The organism is Selenomonas ruminantium subsp. ruminantium ATCC 12561 (assembly GCF_000424065.1).
In the GTDB taxonomy this organism is placed as follows: Bacteria; Bacillota; Negativicutes; order Selenomonadales; family Selenomonadaceae; genus Selenomonas_A; species Selenomonas_A ruminantium.
Genome location: NZ_AUJE01000001.1, coordinates 1 through 20,362, shown reverse-complemented (window position 1 = coordinate 20,362; position 20,362 = coordinate 1). Strand labels below are relative to the sequence as shown.

The 20,362-nt window shown below is 51.3% G+C and carries 21 protein-coding genes; 7 read left to right on the top strand and 14 right to left on the bottom strand.

Annotated elements, in window-relative coordinates; translation table 11 throughout:
• Window positions 1-75: 75 nt before the first annotated feature.
• Window positions 76-1,068, bottom strand: a complete 993-nt coding sequence (locus G598_RS16535; protein ID WP_037362693.1) for an asparaginase — start codon at window positions 1,066-1,068, stop codon at window positions 76-78.
• A gap of 317 nt (window positions 1,069-1,385) precedes the next feature.
• Here G598_RS16535 and G598_RS0100100 point away from each other — a divergent pair, with 317 nt between their 5' ends.
• A complete protein-coding gene (locus G598_RS0100100) occupies window positions 1,386-2,666 on the top strand; it encodes an ArsB/NhaD family transporter (RefSeq protein WP_026765210.1) in 1,281 nt (426 codons plus the stop codon).
• A gap of 372 nt (window positions 2,667-3,038) precedes the next feature.
• Here the strand turns inward: G598_RS0100100 and G598_RS0100095 are convergent, their stop codons facing one another.
• On the bottom strand, window positions 3,039-4,295 hold the full coding sequence (locus tag G598_RS0100095; RefSeq protein WP_026765209.1) for a DAK2 domain-containing protein: 1,257 nt from the start codon (window positions 4,293-4,295) through the stop codon (window positions 3,039-3,041).
• Between the two features lie 124 nt (window positions 4,296-4,419).
• Here G598_RS0100095 and G598_RS0100090 point away from each other — a divergent pair, with 124 nt between their 5' ends.
• Window positions 4,420-6,987: a cell division protein FtsA gene (locus G598_RS0100090; RefSeq protein ID WP_026765208.1), complete on the top strand. Its 2,568-nt coding sequence runs from the start codon at window positions 4,420-4,422 to the stop codon at window positions 6,985-6,987.
• A gap of 124 nt (window positions 6,988-7,111) precedes the next feature.
• On the opposite strand, the gene G598_RS0100085 is transcribed toward G598_RS0100090, so the two are convergent.
• Entirely contained in the window at window positions 7,112-7,978 is an 867-nt protein-coding gene (locus G598_RS0100085) for an NAD(P)-dependent oxidoreductase (RefSeq protein ID WP_026765207.1), read from the bottom strand.
• A gap of 279 nt (window positions 7,979-8,257) precedes the next feature.
• Complete coding sequence (locus G598_RS0100080) at window positions 8,258-9,163, bottom strand: DMT family transporter (RefSeq protein ID WP_211221432.1); 906 nt, start codon at window positions 9,161-9,163, stop codon at window positions 8,258-8,260.
• Window positions 9,164-9,413: 250 nt separating this feature from the next.
• Here G598_RS0100080 and rpmF point away from each other — a divergent pair, with 250 nt between their 5' ends.
• Both rpmF and G598_RS0100070 read left to right on the top strand, forming a co-directional pair.
• Window positions 9,414-9,593: a 50S ribosomal protein L32 gene (gene rpmF / locus G598_RS0100075; RefSeq protein WP_026759825.1), complete on the top strand. Its 180-nt coding sequence runs from the start codon at window positions 9,414-9,416 to the stop codon at window positions 9,591-9,593.
• Between the two features lie 67 nt (window positions 9,594-9,660).
• Entirely contained in the window at window positions 9,661-9,861 is a 201-nt protein-coding gene (locus G598_RS0100070) for a helix-turn-helix domain-containing protein (RefSeq protein ID WP_026765205.1), read from the top strand.
• A gap of 45 nt (window positions 9,862-9,906) precedes the next feature.
• On the opposite strand, the gene nagE is transcribed toward G598_RS0100070, so the two are convergent.
• Together nagE and G598_RS0100060 are read right to left on the bottom strand one after the other, a co-directional pair.
• A complete protein-coding gene (gene nagE, locus G598_RS0100065) occupies window positions 9,907-11,283 on the bottom strand; it encodes an N-acetylglucosamine-specific PTS transporter subunit IIBC (RefSeq protein WP_026765204.1) in 1,377 nt (458 codons plus the stop codon).
• Window positions 11,284-11,386: 103 nt separating this feature from the next.
• The gene (locus G598_RS0100060) at window positions 11,387-12,337 is read right to left on the bottom strand and encodes a response regulator (RefSeq protein WP_026765203.1); all 951 of its coding nucleotides are present in this window, start codon (window positions 12,335-12,337) and stop codon (window positions 11,387-11,389) included.
• Between the two features lie 94 nt (window positions 12,338-12,431).
• On the opposite strand from G598_RS0100060, the gene G598_RS0100055 reads away from it, so the two are divergent.
• A complete protein-coding gene (locus tag G598_RS0100055) occupies window positions 12,432-12,758 on the top strand; it encodes a hypothetical protein (RefSeq protein WP_026765202.1) in 327 nt (108 codons plus the stop codon).
• On the opposite strand, the gene G598_RS0100050 is transcribed toward G598_RS0100055, so the two are convergent.
• Window positions 12,743-12,943, bottom strand: coding sequence for a DUF951 domain-containing protein (locus G598_RS0100050; RefSeq protein WP_026765201.1), 201 nt, complete (start codon window positions 12,941-12,943; stop codon window positions 12,743-12,745). The two genes, G598_RS0100055 and G598_RS0100050, sit on opposite strands and share 16 nt — an antisense overlap.
• A gap of 34 nt (window positions 12,944-12,977) precedes the next feature.
• On the opposite strand from G598_RS0100050, the gene G598_RS0100045 reads away from it, so the two are divergent.
• Window positions 12,978-13,772: a carbon-nitrogen family hydrolase gene (locus tag G598_RS0100045; protein WP_026765200.1), complete on the top strand. Its 795-nt coding sequence runs from the start codon at window positions 12,978-12,980 to the stop codon at window positions 13,770-13,772.
• A gap of 23 nt (window positions 13,773-13,795) precedes the next feature.
• Here the strand turns inward: G598_RS0100045 and ychF are convergent, their stop codons facing one another.
• The 6 genes from ychF to G598_RS16530 all read right to left on the bottom strand — a co-directional run bounded on the left by ychF (window position 13,796) and on the right by G598_RS16530 (window position 19,396).
• Window positions 13,796-14,902 (bottom strand): redox-regulated ATPase YchF, encoded by a 1,107-nt coding sequence (ychF, locus tag G598_RS0100040; protein ID WP_026765199.1) that lies wholly within the window; start codon window positions 14,900-14,902, stop codon window positions 13,796-13,798.
• 22 nt (window positions 14,903-14,924) lie between these two features.
• The gene (upp, locus tag G598_RS0100035; protein ID WP_026765198.1) at window positions 14,925-15,563 is read right to left on the bottom strand and encodes a uracil phosphoribosyltransferase; all 639 of its coding nucleotides are present in this window, start codon (window positions 15,561-15,563) and stop codon (window positions 14,925-14,927) included.
• Between the two features lie 12 nt (window positions 15,564-15,575).
• Window positions 15,576-16,829, bottom strand: coding sequence for a serine hydroxymethyltransferase (glyA, locus tag G598_RS0100030; RefSeq protein ID WP_026765197.1), 1,254 nt, complete (start codon window positions 16,827-16,829; stop codon window positions 15,576-15,578).
• Window positions 16,830-16,911: 82 nt separating this feature from the next.
• Window positions 16,912-17,352, bottom strand: a complete 441-nt coding sequence (gene rpiB, locus G598_RS0100025) for a ribose 5-phosphate isomerase B (RefSeq protein WP_026765196.1) — start codon at window positions 17,350-17,352, stop codon at window positions 16,912-16,914.
• 161 nt (window positions 17,353-17,513) lie between these two features.
• Window positions 17,514-18,128, bottom strand: coding sequence for a hypothetical protein (locus tag G598_RS0100020; protein WP_026765195.1), 615 nt, complete (start codon window positions 18,126-18,128; stop codon window positions 17,514-17,516).
• 59 nt (window positions 18,129-18,187) lie between these two features.
• Entirely contained in the window at window positions 18,188-19,396 is a 1,209-nt protein-coding gene (locus tag G598_RS16530; protein ID WP_051179710.1) for a hypothetical protein, read from the bottom strand.
• A 251-nt stretch (window positions 19,397-19,647) separates the two neighbouring features.
• On the opposite strand from G598_RS16530, the gene G598_RS0100010 reads away from it, so the two are divergent.
• Window positions 19,648-20,010 carry a hypothetical protein gene (locus G598_RS0100010; RefSeq protein ID WP_026765194.1) on the top strand — a complete coding sequence of 121 codons (363 nt, stop codon included), beginning with the start codon at window positions 19,648-19,650 and terminating at the stop codon, window positions 20,008-20,010.
• Between the two features lie 101 nt (window positions 20,011-20,111).
• Here the strand turns inward: G598_RS0100010 and G598_RS0100005 are convergent.
• The coding region (locus G598_RS0100005) for an IS3 family transposase (RefSeq protein ID WP_157833229.1) at window positions 20,112-20,362 on the bottom strand (251 nt) is incomplete at its 5' end.

Genomic DNA, 20,362 nt, shown 5'->3' with positions numbered 1-20,362 from the left:
AAAACGCAAGGGATTTTACAAGACTATCGTTATTTGCTTGTACTATTCGCCATGAAGGAAGATTTTCCTGTTTGCTTACGCAAGAAATTTTTGCCAATCAGCAGGAGAAATGCTGCAGCTTATGGAAACCTGCAATAAAAGCCGCGCCTTGCGGGGATTCAACCAGCCGCTGGCGATAAAACCGGCCTGCTCATAGGACGCTTCCGCCTGTGTCACCATACCGCAAGCACTGCTGCTGGCGCGAATGACCGGTATGCCCTGCTGTACGGCAACAGCCAGTTTAGTTTCCACGCGCGCAGGAATACTTCCATTGCCCATGCCGGCATAAACCATGCCTTTGGCCCCGTTTTCGACTGCCCATTTGATCAGGCGTCCATCATCATCGCTATGACCGTAGAGAATCGGCACATAGGGCAGTTCCCGCTGACTGGTCAATTTTTCACTGATACTCAACGCACCCGGAAGATGGTGCAGTTCCGCACTATGATAGAATACCACCGCACCATCATTTACAGCGCCGATTGCCCCGCCATTTGGGGATTGAAAGGTTTCCACCGCCGTGGTGGAAATTTTCGTCACGAGCCGGGCACTGTGAATCGCATTGTTGAGCACTACGAGTACGCCCCGGTCACGAGCATTATCGCTTGCCGCCACCCGCACAGCGTCCAAAAGATTCAATGGGCCATCCGCACTCAGCGCCGTAGCGGGACGCATAGCGCCCGTGAACACCACCGGCTTATCGGCAAAATGCAGTAAATCCAATAGATAGGCACTTTCTTCCATTGTGTCGGTACCATGCGTAACGACAATGCCATCGACTTCGCCTTTGAGCAACAGTTCCCGCACCCGGCCTGCCAACCTCAGCTGTTCTTCTGCCGTGATGTCCTTGCTGTCAATGGCCGCAATTGACTCACCGGTAACTTCTGCCACATCTTTTATCTGCGGCACTGCCGCGATAAGTTCCTCCACGCCTACAGCCCCTGCCTGATAGCCCGTTGTCGCCGCACTATCGCCCGCTTTGCCTGCAATCGTGCCCCCCATAGCCAAAATATGTATTCTTTTTCGCATAAACTTCCACCTCTACAATACACAGTAAACATACAGTCAACACATTTTCCAAAAATTGACTTGTCAATCCCTATTTTTTTATGCTATCATGGAATCAGATTAATAGCAAATCGCTTATGGGATATTCGTAGGCACAGGAGGAGTCTGTTCAGCTTAAGGCTTTTTCTGTGCTTTTTTGCTATGAAATCTTTGCGAGTCATACCCAAAGGGCACAGGCGCCAATAGACGCAGAATCGCTTAGATTTCGTGTAAGGGCTGATGAAAAATCGAGAGATTTTTCATCTTGCTTTGTGTATATTTATGAAGGAGGTCTTACAATGGACGTTATCGCTGGAATTATCTTTATCTTCATGTACATGGTCATCGTGTCGGAGAAAATCCACCGCACTGTAGCCGCTATGCTCGGTGCCGTATCCATGGTACTGTTGGGCATTCTCTCGCAGGAAACCGCTCTGCACCATGTGGATTTCAACACCTTGGGACTGCTGGTCGGCATGATGGTGCTGGTCGGAGTCACAAGTCACACCGGACTCTTTGACTATGTGGCCATCAAAGCTGCCAAAGTGGCAAAGGCTGAGCCCAAACGGATACTCATTTATCTGGCACTCATTACTGCCGTGTTCTCCGCATTTTTGGACAACGTGACCACGGTACTTCTGATGGTACCTGTAACCTTCAGCATCACGCAGAAACTGCATCTGAAGGTCATGCCCTTCCTGCTGACGCAGATTATTGCGTCGAATATCGGCGGCACCGCCACTCTGATTGGTGACCCACCAAACATCATGATTGGCAGTGCGGTGAAGGAACTGACCTTTGTCGCCTTTATCGACAATCTGGCCCCCATCGCCATTTTGAATCTGATACTAGTCATTCTGATTATGGAAGTCATCTATAAAAAAGGCCTCCATACCACGCCGGAACTGCAGGCAGAACTCATGGCCATGAACGAGAAAAAATCCTTAAAAGACCACAATCTGCTGAAAAAATCCCTGTTCGTATTAACTCTCGTAATTCTCGGTTTCTTCACCCATGCTCTCACCCATATTGAATCCTCCATGATTGCTTTGGCCGGCGGCTTCCTGCTGCTGCTCTTGGCTGGCGGCAGCCATCATCTGGTGGAAAGCTCCATGAAAGCCGTGGAATGGGCCACGATTTTCTTCTTCATCGGTCTCTTTATCGCCGTTGGCGGCCTTATCGAAACCGGCATCATCGGCAGCCTGGCTGGCAAAGCCGTAGAACTCACCGGCGGTGATGTAACCGCCACCTCTCTCTTGGTACTCTGGCTCAGTGCTCTCGTATCGGCGGTGCTGGATAACATTCCATTTGTCGCCACCATGATTCCTCTGATTCAGAACATGGGTGCCATGGGCATCGACAACCTCGAACCCATCTGGTGGAGCCTGGCCTTAGGCGCCTGCCTTGGCGGCAACGGCACCCTCGTCGGCGCCTCCGCCAACCTGATTGTAGCCGGCATGGCCGCCGAACGCGGGGTAAAAATCACCTTCATCAACTACCTCAAAATCGGCTTCCCCTTGATGATTCTGACCATCATCACCTCCACCGTCTACGTCTACATACGCTACCTGCTCCCGTAATCTCGCATAAGACGAACTAAGCCCGTGGGACTGGTGATGTTTTTCCGCAGCTTTTGACAAGCCTGTCTATGGCGAAGGAAAAATATTACCAGTCCCGCGGGCGTCTTAGCATATCTGCTGTAATCTAAGCACTAAGCCGGGGGTACTGGTGATGTTTTCCGCAGCGTTTGACAAGCCTGTCTCAGCGAAGGAAAATATTACCAGTACCCCCGGCGTCTTTATATAGCGAACTTCACCCATCGCCAAGCACGCATATAAACGCACACTAAGCGAGCCACAGTATGATGCTTTTTCGCAGCGTTTGACAAGCTTGTCTCAGCGAAGAAAAAGTATTATACTGTGGCTCGCGCCTTTTACCTCGAACGATATTGCTTATTTTGCTTCTTCTGCAGCTTCCCGCATAACGATAGCATTCTCTACTGCCGTCAGATTCGGGTCAAACGCACGGATAGCCGCAGCCTGCTGCTGCTTGTTTTCACAGAGCACCAGTTCAACGCGTTCCCCGAGCAAACGTTTGGCCTGCCGGAAGGCCTGCCAGAAATCCCGGTTCCAAGCCACCAGCACATAAGCAAAGGCCAAATCGCTATGCGCAGCATTGATAAGCTCTGCCACCGAAGGACTTTCTACAGCACTGCCCGTAACCAGAATCTGTACCCCCTGATCCTGCATTTCCTTGGCCTGTACCTTATTTTCGGACACAGCCAGAAGTGCAACCTTCATAATGGCATCATGCGGCGACAGACTATGCGGTTCACTCATATTGGTCACATGAATCCCTTTGATTGGCCCCCAGCCAATAGCCTGTTCGATGACCTTGCCGGGCTGATCCGTATGCAAATGTACATCTACGCCCGTTGCTGCCCGCTCCACCAGTGCAAAGGTGGAAAACTCCCGCAGATGGGCTTCCAGTTCCTGCATATCCACTTGTACATTTTTCACAGAAAAACGTACGCAATACGGACGGACAACATCATTACGCGGGTCAGGCAGCCCAACCTGCTGAGCTTCCAGCCCCAAAGACAGGCTCACCGCAGGAGATACAAAGTTACCATCAAGCCCTTTCAGGCACCCCTGCAGGAACGCAAACATAATCCGCGCTCCGGCATCTTCCTCACCAATTTTCACCAGGGCTTTTTCGCCGGCAGCAATAGCCGTTTCCAGGATTTCCGAAATCGGCTTATTGGCCCGCACCGCATGATAAGCCCCTTTGGCCACTTCCTTGGCCATCGTGATAATCGGCCGCTCCGGCTTTTCCGGAATCACACGCTGCGCATAGAGTATACCATACTGGAAGGCCTTGCCAAACTCCGAGGAAGTCGCATTGTGCTTGCCCAAAAGCCCCTTGCCCAGACCGCGGAACATCTGTGCCAGAACCACGCCGGCACTGCCACGGGCACCAAAGATCGCACCTGCGGCCACGCGGCGTGAAAGACCGCCAATACTGTCATCTTTGGTATCTTTTAGCGTCATAACTGCCGCACCGATAGTCCGCAGGACATGGGTGCCCGGCATTGTCCCCGCACCGGACATGCGGTTTATCTCTTCATATTCCAACAAAAATTCACTATAAGCACCTGCCACCATGCGCTTAAAATCACTGCCGGTAATAACTTCACGATTTCCTGTCATAGTATCACACTCATTTCTGTAACAGCTAATTATAAGATTTTCCTCGTAAAAACAGGATTATAATGTATATTTCGCGAAATAATACAAATAACCTTTTATTTTATGCAAAGTGAGGAGTTTTTTTATGCCAACTATCAAGAAAAACACCACTGATATAAAGTCAGCGGAAAAAGCCGCTGCTCCGAAAACAACTGCCTTCCGCCCCGCACCGGAAGCAATGCCGGTGGAAGAATCAGCAGAAGAATTGCGTCCCGAGATAGTCGAAGCCATCAATGTCATTAAAACACCACCGCCCAAGGCTGTCAAGGAGCATGAACGGATTTTTGCTTTGGACATCGGCACCCGCAGCGTTATCGGCATCGTTGCTGAGGAGGGTGATGATGAAAACCTGCACGTAATTGCTACCGACAGAATGGAACACAAGACCCGTGCCATGCTGGACGGCCAGATTCACGATGTGCCGCAGGTGGCCGCCATCGTAGAAAAAGTCAAAAATTCCCTGATTGAAAAGACCGGCCCCATCAAAACCGCCGCTGTGGCTGCCGCCGGACGTGCCCTCTACACCATGACTGCCGAGGCGGAAATGGAAGTAAACGGCCTCATCACTGCCGAGCAGCAGCGCAATCTGGACTTTGCCGGCGTGCAGGCAGCTCAGGCAGCCCTGGCCGAAAGCCATACGGTAGATGACCCCAGCCGCTATTACTGCGTAGGTTACAGCACCATTCGCTATGTACTGGACGATATCCAGTTAAAGATGCTGATTGGCCAGCGGGGCAAAAAGGCCAAAGCCGTCGTCATTGCCACCTTCCTGCCCCGGCAGGTCATTGACTCCATGCAGAGTGCCCTCCATGCGACCAATTTGGAAATGCGTGCCCTGACCCTGGAGCCGATTGCCGCTATCAACGTGCTGATTCCGCCCACCATGCGCCACCTCAATCTGGTGCTGGTCGATATCGGCGCCGGCACCTCCGACGTAGCCATCACCAAGAATGGCTCCGTCATCGCTTACGGCATGGTACCACTGGCCGGTGACGAAGTAACCGAAGCCATCAGCCAGCGTTTCCTGCTGGATTTCAACATTGCTGAACGCATAAAACGAGAAGCTGCTGCCGGACAAGATGTAACCTTCACCGATATTTTGGGTACAGAATACAATCTGTCTGCGGTCGATATCCTCGACCCGGTTATGCCCAATATCGAAAACCTGGCCAATGCCATTGCCAAACAGATTTTCGAGCTCAACGGCGACACCCCGCAGGCCGTCATGCTGGTTGGTGGCGGCTCTCAGACACCCGGACTCGCCCATTTTGTGGCTGATGCTCTGGGTATGCCGGAAACACGCGTAGCTGTACGCACCCCCGATATGGTGGACGGAATCGTAGACATTCCCGAAGCACTTCACTATCCCGATGCGGTAACACCATTGGGTATCCTCAAAATCGCTTCGTTAAACACCCTGCACTTTCTTTCCGTCTACGTCAACGAAGAAGAATACAGTCTTTTTAACTTCCGGGAACTTACCGTTGCCGATGCCCTGCTGAATGCAGGCATCAATATGCGCAAGTATAACGGGCACCCCGGCTTAGGCCTTATGGTCAATATCGGCACCGAGAAAAAATTCTTCCCCGGCACTTTGGGCACCTTTGCCAAAATCATGCTGGGTGACGAAGAAGCCAGTCTCGATACCGTGATTCGTGACGGTTCCAGGATTACCGTTATCCCCGGTGAAAACGGCACTACGCCTACAGTACGTCTGGGCGATTTGGTAACAGCCGGTCAGGAATACACCATCTACATCAACGGCCGGGAAAAACATATCCGCCAGCGCGTCACCGTCAACGGCAAAGAAGCCGAAGCCGATCAGCTTTTAGCAGACGGCGATGTCATTGAAAGCCGCGAATTCAAGAGCCTTGGTGAGGCCCTGCTTGCCGCCGGCTACCCTCCCACAGGACGCAAGATTCACTATACCCTGAACGGCAAGGAAACCACCTACAGCTGCACACCGGAAATTCTCCTTAACGATGCCCCGGCCAGCATTTCCATGCCCATACATGAAGGCGATCATGTGGAATACATTGCCGATGAAGACCCGAAACTGGGCGATATCCTGAATATCAAAAACGCCGATACGAACGTATTGATTTACTATGAAAACAAGGAATATGCCATTCCTTCTGCTAATGTAGAACTGATGGTCAACGGCCGCACAGCCAGCCCCGGCACCATTATCGATGACGGCTGCGAAGTAACCTACCATACCAGCGAACGCATAACCACGACCGTCAGCGATGCCCTGCTGGCCGTAAATTTCCAACCCCCTGCAGCCACCAGCCGGGTAAACTTTACGATTTTGGTAAACGGTCAGCCTGTAGACTTCGTTGACCCAGTGAAAAATGGCGATACATTGGAAGTAAAACTCACCAGCCGTGATGTCCCCATCACGCCGTCACTGTCGGCTATGTCCGGCACAACGGCAATGGCTGCCAATACGCCCAATACTGCGCCCCCCACTGCCGTACATGGCGTGCCCACCCTCAGCACCATCAATGCCGCTAATGCCACCCCCATGCACCACGCTGAACCAGCAAAGCATATCCCTGGGCTGGCTGAAGCGATTGGTCAAAGCCAAACTTCTGCACAACCGGATAAACCAGTCCGGAAATCCATCGCCGATTTTATCCGGCGGGATTAAAACGCCAAAAGACCGTCAAGCAAGCACTGCACTTGCCTGACGGTCTTTTCATACCACAACTTTCCCTTCTTCCATGCTGCGTTTTCCTCTATGTATTACCAATCCCCATCACCAGTTCAAGCAGTTACTTAAGCCCATAATACTGCAACAGCGCCTGCGTGCCCTTATTACCTTCACCCAGCCGTTCCATCTGCCGCACCTCACCGAGCACCTGTGCCAAAACAGGCAGTGCCGTACCGTAGGCCGCCGAGGTCTCCGTGCCGATGGCCAAATCCTTGCCAAAATGCTTCAGCATAAAGCCCGGTTCAAAGTCACCGTCCAGCCCTCGGCGCACGACATTGCTCATTTGGAAGCTGCCTGCAGCCCCCGCTGAAATCGCCTGATAGGTTTTCTCCAAGTCAATGCCCGAAACCTTGGCATAGGCATAGGCCTCACAAGCCCCGGCCAAAGCTCCGGCAATGGCAATCTGATTGCAGGCTTTGGCCTTCTGTCCGGCACCGGCTGTCCCCATATAGACAAGATTTGTTCCCATGGCCGAAAATACCGGTTTTAAGGCCGCAAAGGCACTTTCCTCCCCGCCCACTAAAATGGACAGGGTGGCATTTTTCGCCCCGGTATCCCCACCGGTGACGGGCGCATCTACCGCATGAATCCCCTTTTCCTGCGCACAGGCAAAGATTTTTTCCGCCAGTATCGGCGACGAAGTCGTCATATCCACCACATAGGCACCAGCCTTGGCATTGGCCAAAATCCCATCTTCACCGAGATAAACTTCCTCCACGTCCTTAGGATAGCCCACAATCGTAATGACCACATCCTGTCCCTTGGCACAGGCACCAGGGCTCTCACACCACTGTGCCCCTTTGGCGAGCAGGCCTTCCGCCTTGGCTTTGGTACGGTTATAAACACTCACGTTAAAACCCGCCTCCAGCAAATGCCCAGCCATAGCCGCGCCCATAATGCCCGTACCAATAAAACCGATATTCTTAATGCCCATATTCATCTTCCTTTCCACAGATAACTCCAGACATAGAAAGACTTCGCTCCACAAAGCAAATTTCCTGCAAAATTTCTTGGGCCGAGGTGCTTGTTTTGCGGACGGAACGACTGCTCCGCTGGCTGGCAAACCAAACACCACTAGAAGCAAAGAAAAACTCGCGCCGTGGTAACCGGCGCAAGCTGCTAGACACCACGGTCTTCCATGCCAGACATTTAGCGCAATCTGCAAATCAAGCCCCTCTCCAGTGCCGTTCCGATCATTTAGTGCAATCTACCTTTTCAACACCGGCAACGGCAGCTGTGCTAACAGCACCGCCACAAACACCAGCCCACAGCCAAAAATCTCGCGCCCGCTCATCACTTCGCCCAGCACAGCCCAGCCAGCCAACACCGCAAAGACGGATTCCAGACTCATCAACAAAGTCGCAATCGTAGGGTCGGTATACTTCTGCCCCAAAATCTGCAGGGTATAGGCAATGCCGCTCGAAATTATCCCCGCAAAGAGCAGCGGATAGCGTGCCGCCCACAGCATTTCCCAGGTTACCGTCTCAAAAACCGCCGTCAGCATACTGGCAAAGACAAAGGACACCGCAAACTGCACCCATGACAATTTGATTCCATCTGCCTTTTTCTTCATAAAATGGTCGATGACGAGAATATGCAGCGAAAAGAACACCGCACAGCAAAGCGTCAGAAAATCGCCATAGCCCACGGACAATTCCTCATTGACGCAGAGGAAATAAAAGCCCACAATGGCCAGCAGCACGCAAAAGGCCAGCACTTTCGGAATCCGCTTGCCCAATACCCGCTCCATCAGCGGCACCATGATGATGTACAGCGCCGTGATAAAGCCGGCCTTGCCTGCCGTAGTATAGCAGATGCCCACCTGCTGCAAGGCATCGGCCACACCCAAGGTCAGCCCGCAGTACAAGCCACCCCAAAGCGTTGGCCGGTCAGGCGCAAACTTTTCCCACAAGCCGGCCTGCGGATTTTTCCGCGCCTGCACGCTGAACAGGAAAATCACCGGAATCAGCGCAAGCATAGCCAGCACATAACGGGCCGCACAAAAGGTAAACGGGCCGATATAATCCATGCCCGCACTCTGCGCCACAAAGCCGCCGCCCCAAATCATCGCCGTCATGAGCAGCATTATATTGCCTTTTAATCGTGCTCCCACAACAATCCTCCCTCATATCAATTTTCTTCATTATAACGCCGCTGTTCCAGTTTTACCACAGACAAAACTTCCTCTTAGCATTTCAACCAGGCAAAAGAAAAAAAAGCTTGCAATCCTGTTCTAAAAAGGGTAAAATACTATCATGTGTCAATGCACATACCAATTGTGAAATGAATCCATTCAGCATCAACCCTAGCTATGTATGGATTTCACTAAACAGTAAGTCGGATTGTTCCGGAGGTGAAACCAAATGGCAGTACCAAAGAGAAAAATGTCCAAGGCCCGCCGCGACCAGCGCCGTGCTAATTGGAAGTTAGAAGCACCGGGTTTTGTTTCCTGCCCCCAGTGCCACGAACCGAAAATGCCTCATCATGTATGCCCTGAATGCGGCTACTATGACGGCAAGGAAGTTGTTGCCGCTGCTGAATAAGCAGTACCTCGTAACCGGATAATCTTACGATTGTCCGGTTATTTTATTTTTATCCAGGAGTGTGTGTATGGTTAAATCATTTAAGTCCATTTCCCTCGTGCGCAGTGCCCGCTTAGACCAGGGCCTGTCCTGCAGCCGCCTGGCCCTCATGTGCGGTATGCGCCCTTCCCTGATTATCGAATTTGAACAAGGCAAACGCCCCATTTGCCGCGAAAGCTACGAAAAAATTCTGGCCGCTCTCGGCCGTCTGGATATTGCTACGGTATAAGAAAAACCTTCCCTTATTTCGCGGGAAGGTTTTTTCTTGCACTTATTATTGCGCGATAATTTCGTTGGCCACATGCTCAGCATTAGTGCCGATGACAACCTGCACCGCATTGCCCGTAGCAAAAGCGCCGCGCACGCCATTTACCTTTTTGACGCGCTCCAAATCCATCTTGTTGACGTCCTTTACCGTGCAGCGTAGACGCGTAGCACAGTTGGAGATTTCCTCCAGATTGTCCTTGCCCCCCAGAGCCGCGAGTACCTGCTGGGAAAGTTCACTCATGGTGACTTCCCCGCTGCTGACCGGCAGATCTTCATCATAACGGCCAATGGTCGGGATATCGAACTGGCGGATAGCCCAGCTAAAAATACCATAATACAGGATAAACACGCCAATACCGATGGCGATAATGAGTTCCGGCTTGGTCGCCAGGCCCCAGTCAATCACATAGTCGATAAAGCCTGCCGAGAAGCCAAAGCCGTCCAGCACGCCTAGCGAATACGTTACCGCCAGCGAAAGACCAGTGAGCACAGCATGCACCGCATAGAGTGCCGGCGCCAGAAACATGAACATGAACTCAATTGGTTCCGTAATGCCTGTCAGGAAGGCCGTAAAGGCCACTGATGCCAGCATCCCGCCGATTTTAGCGCGGTTCTCCGGCTTGGCCGCATGGTACATGGCCAAGGCCACAGCCGGCATACCAAACATCATCATCGGGAAGAAGCCCGCCATAAACATGCCCGCCGTGGGATCGCCCGCAAAGAAGCGGTTGAGGTCACCGGTAGCCACTGCCCCGGTCACAGGATTGGTATACTCACCGAACACAAACCAGATAAAGCTGTTGAGGATATGGTGCAGCCCCACCGGAATCAACAGGCGGTTGAGCACACCATAGACAAAGGTTCCCAATGCGCCAGCACCGATAATCCATTCGCCTACGGCATGGATAACCGCCTGACACGGCCCCCAAACTACACCGAAGATAGCAGCTAACACAATAGATACCGCCGCTGTGATAATCAGCACAAAACGACGTCCGCCGAAAAAGCCCAGATATTCCGGCAGTTTCACCGTATGATAGCGGTTGTAGAGAATACCGGCCTCAAGGCCGCTGACGATACCGGCCAGAACACTCATATTGAGCGTTTCATCAATCGTCTTTAGTGCCGAAGTCAGAATCAGATAGCCGATAGCACCCGCAAGACCTGCCGCACCATTGTTATCCTTGGCCAATCCTACGCCAATACCAATGGAAAAAATCAGTGCCAGATTATCAAAGACCGCTCCACCGGCCTTAGTGATAAACGGGATGTTCAGCACATCCGGCGCACCGAGACGCAGCAGCAAAGCCGCCGCCGGTAAAACGGCGATGGGCAGCATCAAGGCCTTGCCAATGCTTTGCAGCTTGGTAAACCAATTACTCATAATATTCACTCCCTATAAAAAATACGAGGCAGTATATACTGCCTCGCTTATTTTAGCATAATTATCTAAATATTACAATGTGTACAATTTATTCACAATCCAATTAGCTAAGAATCTTCTGTAATGCTGCCCAATCAGGAACTGCCGCGGCCCTTTGGATTTTGGCCAGTTTTTCTGCCTCCGCAGCGGGCAGCTGATAAGCGGATAGTTCCCCTAACATATACATCAGGCTGTCATAGTCAAAGCTTGCAGCAATCTCGCCCATAGCTTCCCAGGCTTCAGATAGTTCCTCCGGACTAATGGGCGATTTTTCCCCGGCATTATCCTCAGGAATTATCGGTGAAAGACTCACGGCAAAGCTGCGGTATAGTTCCAGCAGCGGCAAGGTATTTGCCTTGATTTCCTCCGCATAGCCATTGTTGCCGGCATCTTCCAGCCGGCGGGCTTTTTCGGATAGTTCCGTGGCCCCGATAACCCTGGCCGTACTTTTGAGCGCATGGACTTTGGTCGTGTAGTTCCGGCAGTCCTCCGTTTCAAAGTAACGCTGTATCTCAGCAGCGTTGCTCTCAATGGATTCGGCAAAGACGCGCAGGGCATCGAGATAGGCGGCCACCGAGCCGCAATGCTCCACGCCCTTATACGGTTCCAGACCGCTGACGTATTCCAGCCAGTCGGGCAGTTTTTCCTCTGCGGGTACGGCTAACACACCTGCCGCCCGCACTTTCTCTTTGGGCAGCATACTGCGCAGCAAATCCTCCAGCTTACGACTGTCAATGGGCTTGGTCAGGTAATCGTCAAAACCTGCCGCAATGTATTCCTCCCGCGCTCCGCTGACCGCATTGGCCGTAAGTGCCACCACCGGAGTATGCACGTTCAGGGCATTTTCCTCTTGGTTCAGCTTCTGCAGACGATGCAAGGTTTCAATGCCATCCAGCCCCGGCATGCGATGGTCGAGGAAGATTAAATCAAAATGCTCCTTTTCCGCCCTGGCCAGACATTCATAGCCGCTGAGTACGGTTTCCACCTGCACCTGCGTCTGTTTTAATTGCGTCACTATGTTTTCTTACTTCGCCACAATAGCCAAAAAACCTGCTCTATGGTATACTAAGAGCAGGTTTTTATTATTTCATTAGATAGGAGCTATAAATATGTCCAAACAATATAAGAAATTGCAGAACAAGCTGCATCCCAAAGCAGTAAAGCAGGAACCTCAGCCAAAAGTAGGCAAGGATTATTTCCTGCTGATTATGATTGGTCTGACCTTTGTCCTGACTTTCATCGGCTGGGAGCATTTTGATAATACCAACAGGGCGATGTACTTCCTGCTGACACTTTCCCTTACCCTTACGTATCTCTACCGCCACGCCGGCTTTTCCGATAAGGTCAAAGCTTATGTCAACGCCGCCAGTATGGGTTCCATCGGTCTTGCTGTGGCTTTGTTCTTAATCAATCTCTACTATCAGTTCTTCGGCTGATTTTCCACTTTACCCTTAACCATCTTTTCAAATTTGGTGCGGGGAATGAGGATAAGATGACCACACCCCTGGCATTTCAAACGGAAATCCATGCCTGTGCGCAGGATTTCCCAATTGAAACTGCCACAGGGGTGCTTCTTTTTCAGACGGACAATATCGCCTAAAGCGTAGGTTATCTTTTCCATAATATTTATCCTTTCTGCTGTTGAGGTGTTTTTTGTGAAAGCCGCGATTTTACAGATGCAGGTGGCTTTAGGTGAGCCGGAAAAAAATATCGACAATCTCTACCGCATGGCAGCGCAGGCCATGGAGCAGCGTCCTGATGTACTGCTCCTGCCAGAACTTTGGCGGTTGGGCTTTTACCCACGGCCTGTACTTTCTTACGCTGATGCCGATGGCCGCCAAACCCGCGAGGCGCTTGCGGCCATTGCCCAAAAGTATCAGGTCAATGTGGTGGGCGGCACAGTGGCTAATGCTATCGGTGATAAGGTATTTAACACCAGCTATATCTTTGACCGTTTGGGACATCTTGTTTCCACTTATCATAAGACGCATCTGTTCTCTCCCAGCGGAGAGTCTGCTGATTTTATTCCCGGTGATAAGCTCGTGACCTTCACGCTGGACGGAATAAAATGCGGCATTCTGGTCTGTTATGATGTACGCTTCCCCGAAGCAGCACGAGCGCTGTCCCTTGCGGGTATCTCCGTACTCTTTATCCCTGCAGCCTGGCCGCTGAAGCGGCTGATACACTGGCAGACCCTTATTCGGTCAAGAGCTATCGAAAATCAACTTTTTATTGTCGCCTGCAATGCTTCCGGCACTGACGGCAGTGACCAAAAACTGGCAGGGCATTCCGCCATCATTGACCCCTGGGGAGAAATCCTGGCCGAAGCCAACGAGGAAGAAACTATCCTGCAGGGCAATCTGCGGCTGGCCATACAAGCACAAATCAAAGAATCCATGAATGTCTTTGGCGACAGACGCCCTAAACTTTATGAGAAAAGCTCCCATTAAGGGAGCTTTTTTATATGCTGATATTATACGTTGAAACGGAAGTTTACCACATCGCCGTCCTGCATCACATAGTCCTTGCCTTCGACGCGAACCTGACCTTTTTCTCGGGCAGCAGCTACACTGCCATTGGCTACGAGGTCATCGTAATTGACGATTTCGGCGCGGATAAAGCCGCGTTCGAAGTCCGTGTGAATCTTGCCGGCAGCCTTCGGTGCCGTTGTTCCCTTGGTAATCGTCCAGGCACGGCATTCGTCCGGGCCAGCGGTCAGGAAGGTCTGCAGGCCCAAGAGGTCAAAGGCCGCTTTAATCAGACGGTCAAGGCCGCTTTCCGTTTCGCCCAAATCCTCTAAGAACGCCTTGGCTTCTTCGGCATCGAGTTCAGCGATTTCTGCCTCTACGCGGGCAGAGATAGCCACCACCTCAGCATTTTCGGCCTTGGCAAATTCCTTGACCTTCTGCACGTAGGCATTTTCCTCATAAGCCGTAGCCACTTCGTCTTCAGCCACATTGGTGACATAGAGGGTCGGCTTCAAGGTCAGCAGGTTGATGTCCTTAATCATTTCGAGCTCATCTGCAGTGAGTTCCACCTGACGGGCCGGTTTGCCGTTATCGAGGCTTTCCTTGACACGGCGCAGGATTTCGTCTTCCACCTTGGCTTCCTTGTTGCCGGATTTGGCAATCTTGGCCAAACGCATGATGCGCTTTTCCACGACTTCGAGGTCAGCAAGGCACAATTCCGTCTGAATGATGTCGATATCGCGCAGCGGGTCAACGCCGCCTTCCACATGGGTGATGTTGGCATCGTCAAAGCAGCGCACCACATGGGCCACAGCATCTACCTGACGGATATGTTCGAGGAACTTGTTGCCCAGGCCTTCGCCATTGGCAGCGCCTTTAACGAGGCCTGCAATGTCCACGAAACGGACAGATGCCGGCGTAGTCTTCTTGGAATCATACATCTTATGCAGCACGTTCAAGCGTTCATCGGGAACAGCTACTACGCCCACATTGGGTTCGATGGTGCAGAAGGGGAAGTTGGCCGCTTCTGCTCCGGCCTTGGTGATGGCATTAAAAAGGGTGCTCTTGCCCACGTTGGGCAGGCCCACAATACCGACTTCTAAATTACTCAATTTCTAAAACACCTCATCATAATTACAGCGTACCGAAAATACGGTCGCCAGCATCGCCGAGGCCTGGTACGATATAGCCTTTTTCATTGAGCTTTTCATCAATAGCAGCTACATAAACCGGTACATCGGGATGGTCTTCATTGATAACCTTAATGCCCTCAGGCGCAGCTACGAGGCACATCAGCGTCAGACTCGTTGCACCTTTTTCCTTCAGGAGGGACAGGGCTGCGGAGGCACTGCCGCCCGTTGCCAGCATGGGGTCAACCACAATCAGGGTGCGTTCTTCCACATCACCGGGCAGCTTGCAGTAGTATTCCACCGGCTTCAGAGTCTTGGGGTCACGGTACATGCCTACATGACCCACACGGGCAGCAGGAATCATATTGACCACGCCGTTCAGCATGCCCAGTCCAGCACGCAGAATGGGTACAACGCCCACTTTCTTGCCAGCCAGCACCTTTGCGGTACATTTAGCCACCGGGGTTTCGATTTCGATGTCTTTGAGCGGAAAATCCCGGGTAATCTCGTAGGTCATGAGCATAGCGATTTCTTCTAAGAGTTCGCGGAAGTCTTTCGTGCCCGTGTCCTTCTGGCGCATCATGGTGAGTTTATGCTGAATCAGAGGATGGTCAATTACATTTACATTAAGCTTGTCAGACATGTTCATTCTCCTTTACATCTCTGCATAGAGCGGATATTTCTTGCACAGGGCAGCTACACGCTCCCGTGCTTCGGCTTTCTTTTCCTCATTTTCTGCATCGCTCAGAACAAGAGCGATGATTTTGCCGACTTCCTGCAAGTCGGCTTCCTTAAAGCCCCGGGTAGTGAGGGCAGGTGTCCCCAGGCGCAGGCCACTGGTCACAAAGGGCGACAATGGTTCGAACGGAATGGTATTGCGGTTGGCGGTGATGTTCACTTCATCGAGCACCGTCTGTGCTGTCTTACCCGTAATCCCCTTATTCGTAAGGTCAACCAGCATCAGATGATTGTCCGTACCACCGGACACGATGCGGAAGCCTTCCTCCTGCAAAGTCTTGGCCAGAACTGCCGCATTTTTAACCACCTGTTTGGCATATTCCTTGAACTCAGGTTTCAACGCTTCGCCCAAAGCCACCGCCTTAGCAGCGATAACGTGCATCAAAGGCCCGCCCTGAATGCCGGGGAATACCGCCTTATTGAACTGCTTGCCAAACTCTGCATCTTTACAGAGAATCATGCCGCCACGCGGGCCGCGCAGGGTCTTGTGGGTCGTTGTCGTGACCACATCGGCATAGGGAATCGGGCTTGGGTGCTCACCTGCCGCCACAAGGCCGGCAATATGGGCGATATCCACCATCAGGTATGCGCCAACACCATGGGCGATTTCTGCCAGTCGCGGGAAATCAAGCGTACGTGCATAGGCAGACGCTCCTGCCACAATGAGCTTCGGCTTGCATTCCTTTGCCTGGGCCTCCAACGCATCATAGTCGATGGTTTCCGTTTCCTTGTCCACGCCATAGGGCACAATCTTGAAGTACTTGCCGGACATATTGACCGGCGAGCCATGAGTCAGATGACCGCCATCGTTGAGGTTCATGCCCATCACCGTGTCACCGGGCTGCAACAGGGCAAAGAACACCGCCATGTTGGCCTGGGCACCGGAATGCGGCTGCACATTGGCGTACTCTGCACCAAAGAGTTTTTTCGCCCGTTCAATGGCCAGCGTCTCTACTTCATCCACGAATTCACAGCCGCCATAATATCTTTTGCCGGGATAACCTTCGGCATACTTGTTCGTGAGCACACTGCCCTGAGCAGCGAGCACAGCAGGACTGACAATATTTTCCGAAGCGATAAGCTCCAGTTTCTCCCGCTGGCGGTTCAACTCACTATTGACATACTTGGCGATTTCCGGATCAGACTGCTGCAGAACTTCCTTTAGATTCATGTAGAGACCTCCTTTGAGCCATTAGCTCAGACCAAAAAACTTTACCTAACTTTCACTACCTTACTTGCTTTAATCCTGGCTTTTATTTTTCCAATGCCATGATTTTATTTACCCGGCGTTCATGACGGCCGCCTTCAAACTTGCCTTCCACAAAGGCCCGGACGATTTCGCCGGCAGGGCCAAAGCCCATTACGCGGCCGCCCATAGCCAGAACATTGGCATCATTGTGCTGACGGCACATCTTGGCCGAGAACACATCGTTGCAAAGTGCGCAGCGAATGCCTTTAATCTTGTTGGCGGCAATGGAAATGCCAATGCCCGTGCCGCAGAGCACAATGCCGCGATCCGCCTTGCCGCTTACCACATCGCCGCAGACCTTTTCGGCAATATCGGGATAATCAACCGAATCCGTACCGAAGGTGCCCACGTCTTTTACCTCAACGTCGCCGTATTCCTTCAGAACCATTTTCACTTCTTCTTTGAGCTGGACAGCACCATGATCGCTGCCAATCGTTATTTTCATCAGGATTCCCGCCTTTCTTACATACTAGATTCCATTTTAGCACAATAAGCCTAAAAAGCCTACCCAAAATTGATAAAGCCCTGTATGAATCTTCCACCGTCAAAAGATTCATACAGGACTTTCTTGTTCAACATACTATTGCCCCCAGCCTCAAGTCTTCATCACTGGCTTTCGTTATAGATGGGGCCATAGCCGGTTCCCAAATCACGATAAGCAAACCAGATTGTATTATTATCCCAGAAGAAGCTATAGCGCTGATTTGGTGCTACACGGGAGGCATAAGGCGGTTCAAAGGCCAGAATCAAGTCGCCCCCCTTCGTCACCGCAATAATCGAATCACCATTATATTTATTCAAGTAGTTATCGCTGTCGATATAGGTTTCAAACTTGGCCGTTTCTCCTTCATAACCATACAGATAGGCCTGATCAATGGACTGCACGGCATAGAACATACGACTGGTAGACGTATCCTTAATGACCATAATGGAGTAACCGCCCTCAACCTCCGGGAAATGTTTCTTAAACACGTATTTTTTCCCCAGCTTTACCGTAAGATGGAAGCGCTTGGCATCGCCCTCCCCGGCCAGACGCCGAAATTGCAGCTTCAAATCCCCGTCCATAGTGTTAAACGTCCTGGACCAAGCTTGGTCTGAACCCAACTTGGCCGACGAAAGCCGTATCTCGTACAGCTTCTGGAAAGTACCCGCCTGACAGGCATTCACGGACAAGATCATAATCAAGCCCAGCACCAGTGCGGAAAACAACTTGCGAAACATAAAATCCCTCCTCACGAACAAACTGCCAAAACAAAAACTGAAATATCAGACTCTTTAGATTAGTATAGCCCACTTCTATTACGGTGTAAAGACCTTTCTCGATGGACAATGGTGCCACGCCGCTGCCGGTCAAACATACTGCGCCGCGCCCTGCTCGGTGCCAAAATAAGCAGTACAGGCATATTCGATGCGCCCGGTGGTGAATACTCCAGAGCAAACCGCTTATAGGCATTGAAATTGCCAATATTCGTCAGTTCGAAATTCTCCGTCAACAGTATATCGCGGCCAATATCTGCCTCTAAATCCGGTGGCGTAACCTCGCCAAAGAACAATTGCCCCCGAGGCGTATGTACCAGACGATCTTCCTTCCTGCCCGTTTCTACCCGCACAGCCCCGCTATAGGGCCCTCCCAAGGGAGTAAGCATCATGCAGGTCGGATTTTTTCCCCGCAGCGGCAGTTCATAACGATAAAGAATGCCGTAATTGCCATAGTTAAGCGCCGTGCTGCCATCGGTAGCATCAACCCCCTGTTTATAGGCATCATACCGATTATCCCCAATCGAGATATACACCATGCCATCTTTTTCCGGGTCATACGGTCGCTTGGCTTTTACCGTGCGATTCATTCCCGTAAAAGTCCCCCGCAATGCTTCCTTATCCTTGGGCAGTACCTTGGCATTACGGACAAAACTCACCGGATCCGCATTAGCGGGGCAAAATACAACAGACACCTGCACACGCTCACTGGTTCTAAAATCATACATACCCGACATCAGATTCCGTGGCTCCAGCAAATCGTCCATGCCCGGATGAAGAAGCTTACCACTTGCTGCTTCCAAAAAAACCTTCTTCTCCGGCTGCGGCATGCGCATATAGCCAATTTCCACCCCCTTGCCAACTTCAAAATACGTCGTACTCGGTATCGACATCGCCCCCCGGGTAATGACTACTGTTGTGCTTTTCGCCCCCAGATTCTCCAGTACCACAGCCAATCTACCAGGCTGTGCAGTCATATTGACATGATAATAAAATATCCGTGCCTCCCCCTGCACCACATCGCGATACAAAATACCATGTTCCTTCACATATTCCGGACTGTCGGAAAAGAGCAGCACACCACCAGAATCCTGTGTTTCCACCGGCCATGGTTTCATCAAATGACTGCTGAGCGGCCGTTCAGCGTATTGATGGCGGGAAGCCTCTCCATTCCAGGCAATCAACACAAGCAAGACTGCCAAACCAGCAGCCGCTACTTCTCGGAATTTCATAGTTATACCCCTTCCTCAGTTCCGCACCTGCTCTGTATTGCTGTAAATTCTCCCCCGATAACACTTTTCCCTGCTGCAGTTATGATTTTTCACAGAAAAACAATGTACATTTCAAGTATACATTATTGGAACAATGTAAATTATTGCACTATTCTATTTTATTTATTATAATAGTACCATAAGGATTTGTCTTATGAAAAATCAACCGTTTTAGCACAATGTCTTCATTACCTAGGAAGGGGTTGAACATTATGCCGAACCTATGGAAAAAACTGGCTATAGCTGCCATGATTTGCAGCGCTTTCGGCTTTATGCCGGGAACCACAGAAGCAGCTACAGCACCACAAGCCGCCGATTTCTCCGTAACGATTCCGGGGCAGATGCAAACCTATGATTTCTCCATTGGCATTGAGGATTTTGCCATTGATGAGAAACTCTCCCCGGCTGAACGCCGCCGCATTGAACGTGAACGGTGGGAAAGAGAACGCCGCCGCCGGGAAATGGAACGCCGCCGCTACCATCGGCCGCCACCACCACCACCACGCCGCCACTATCCACCACCACGCCGCCACTGGTCAGCAGACATCGGTCAGGCTGACAATCTGATTCAATAAGAATCACAACCATTACACGGGCTGTATGAACCGCTCCCCGTCAAGAGGACAATAAAAAATTATAAGATTTCTTAGGCCGGTAGATTCGTCTGCCGGTCTTTTTATGCGGCTAAATACAAGGTGTGTTTCTCTATCGGTGTTAGGATTCCGAGATTACGTTGCACACGCTTGTAGTTGTAATACTGAATGTAGTTTTCAATCGAATCTATTAGATTCTGTTTGCTGGTAAATCGTTTGCCGTAGTACATCTCTCGCTTTAGGATGCCCCAGAATCCTTCCATAGGCCCGTTGTCAATGCAGTGGGCTACACGGGACATACTTTGGGTCATTCCCTGTTTTTCCAATTTGTGAT

Coding starts and splice junctions, on each gene's coding strand:
- G598_RS16530 (WP_051179710.1), bottom strand. CDS start 19,396: ATGAAATTCCGAGAAGTAGCGGCTGCTGGTTTGGCAGTCTTGCTTGTG.
- G598_RS0100055 (WP_026765202.1), top strand. CDS start 12,432: ATGTCCAAACAATATAAGAAATTGCAGAACAAGCTGCATCCCAAAGCA.
- G598_RS16535 (WP_037362693.1), bottom strand. CDS start 1,068: ATGCGAAAAAGAATACATATTTTGGCTATGGGGGGCACGATTGCAGGC.
- rpiB (WP_026765196.1), bottom strand. CDS start 17,352: ATGAAAATAACGATTGGCAGCGATCATGGTGCTGTCCAGCTCAAAGAA.
- rpmF (WP_026759825.1), top strand. CDS start 9,414: ATGGCAGTACCAAAGAGAAAAATGTCCAAGGCCCGCCGCGACCAGCGC.
- G598_RS0100010 (WP_026765194.1), top strand. CDS start 19,648: ATGCCGAACCTATGGAAAAAACTGGCTATAGCTGCCATGATTTGCAGC.
- G598_RS0100070 (WP_026765205.1), top strand. CDS start 9,661: ATGGTTAAATCATTTAAGTCCATTTCCCTCGTGCGCAGTGCCCGCTTA.
- G598_RS0100095 (WP_026765209.1), bottom strand. CDS start 4,295: ATGACAGGAAATCGTGAAGTTATTACCGGCAGTGATTTTAAGCGCATG.
- upp (WP_026765198.1), bottom strand. CDS start 15,563: ATGTCTGACAAGCTTAATGTAAATGTAATTGACCATCCTCTGATTCAG.
- glyA (WP_026765197.1), bottom strand. CDS start 16,829: ATGAATCTAAAGGAAGTTCTGCAGCAGTCTGATCCGGAAATCGCCAAG.
- nagE (WP_026765204.1), bottom strand. CDS start 11,283: ATGAGTAATTGGTTTACCAAGCTGCAAAGCATTGGCAAGGCCTTGATG.
- G598_RS0100020 (WP_026765195.1), bottom strand. CDS start 18,128: ATGTTTCGCAAGTTGTTTTCCGCACTGGTGCTGGGCTTGATTATGATC.
- G598_RS0100090 (WP_026765208.1), top strand. CDS start 4,420: ATGCCAACTATCAAGAAAAACACCACTGATATAAAGTCAGCGGAAAAA.
- G598_RS0100050 (WP_026765201.1), bottom strand. CDS start 12,943: ATGGAAAAGATAACCTACGCTTTAGGCGATATTGTCCGTCTGAAAAAG.
- G598_RS0100100 (WP_026765210.1), top strand. CDS start 1,386: ATGGACGTTATCGCTGGAATTATCTTTATCTTCATGTACATGGTCATC.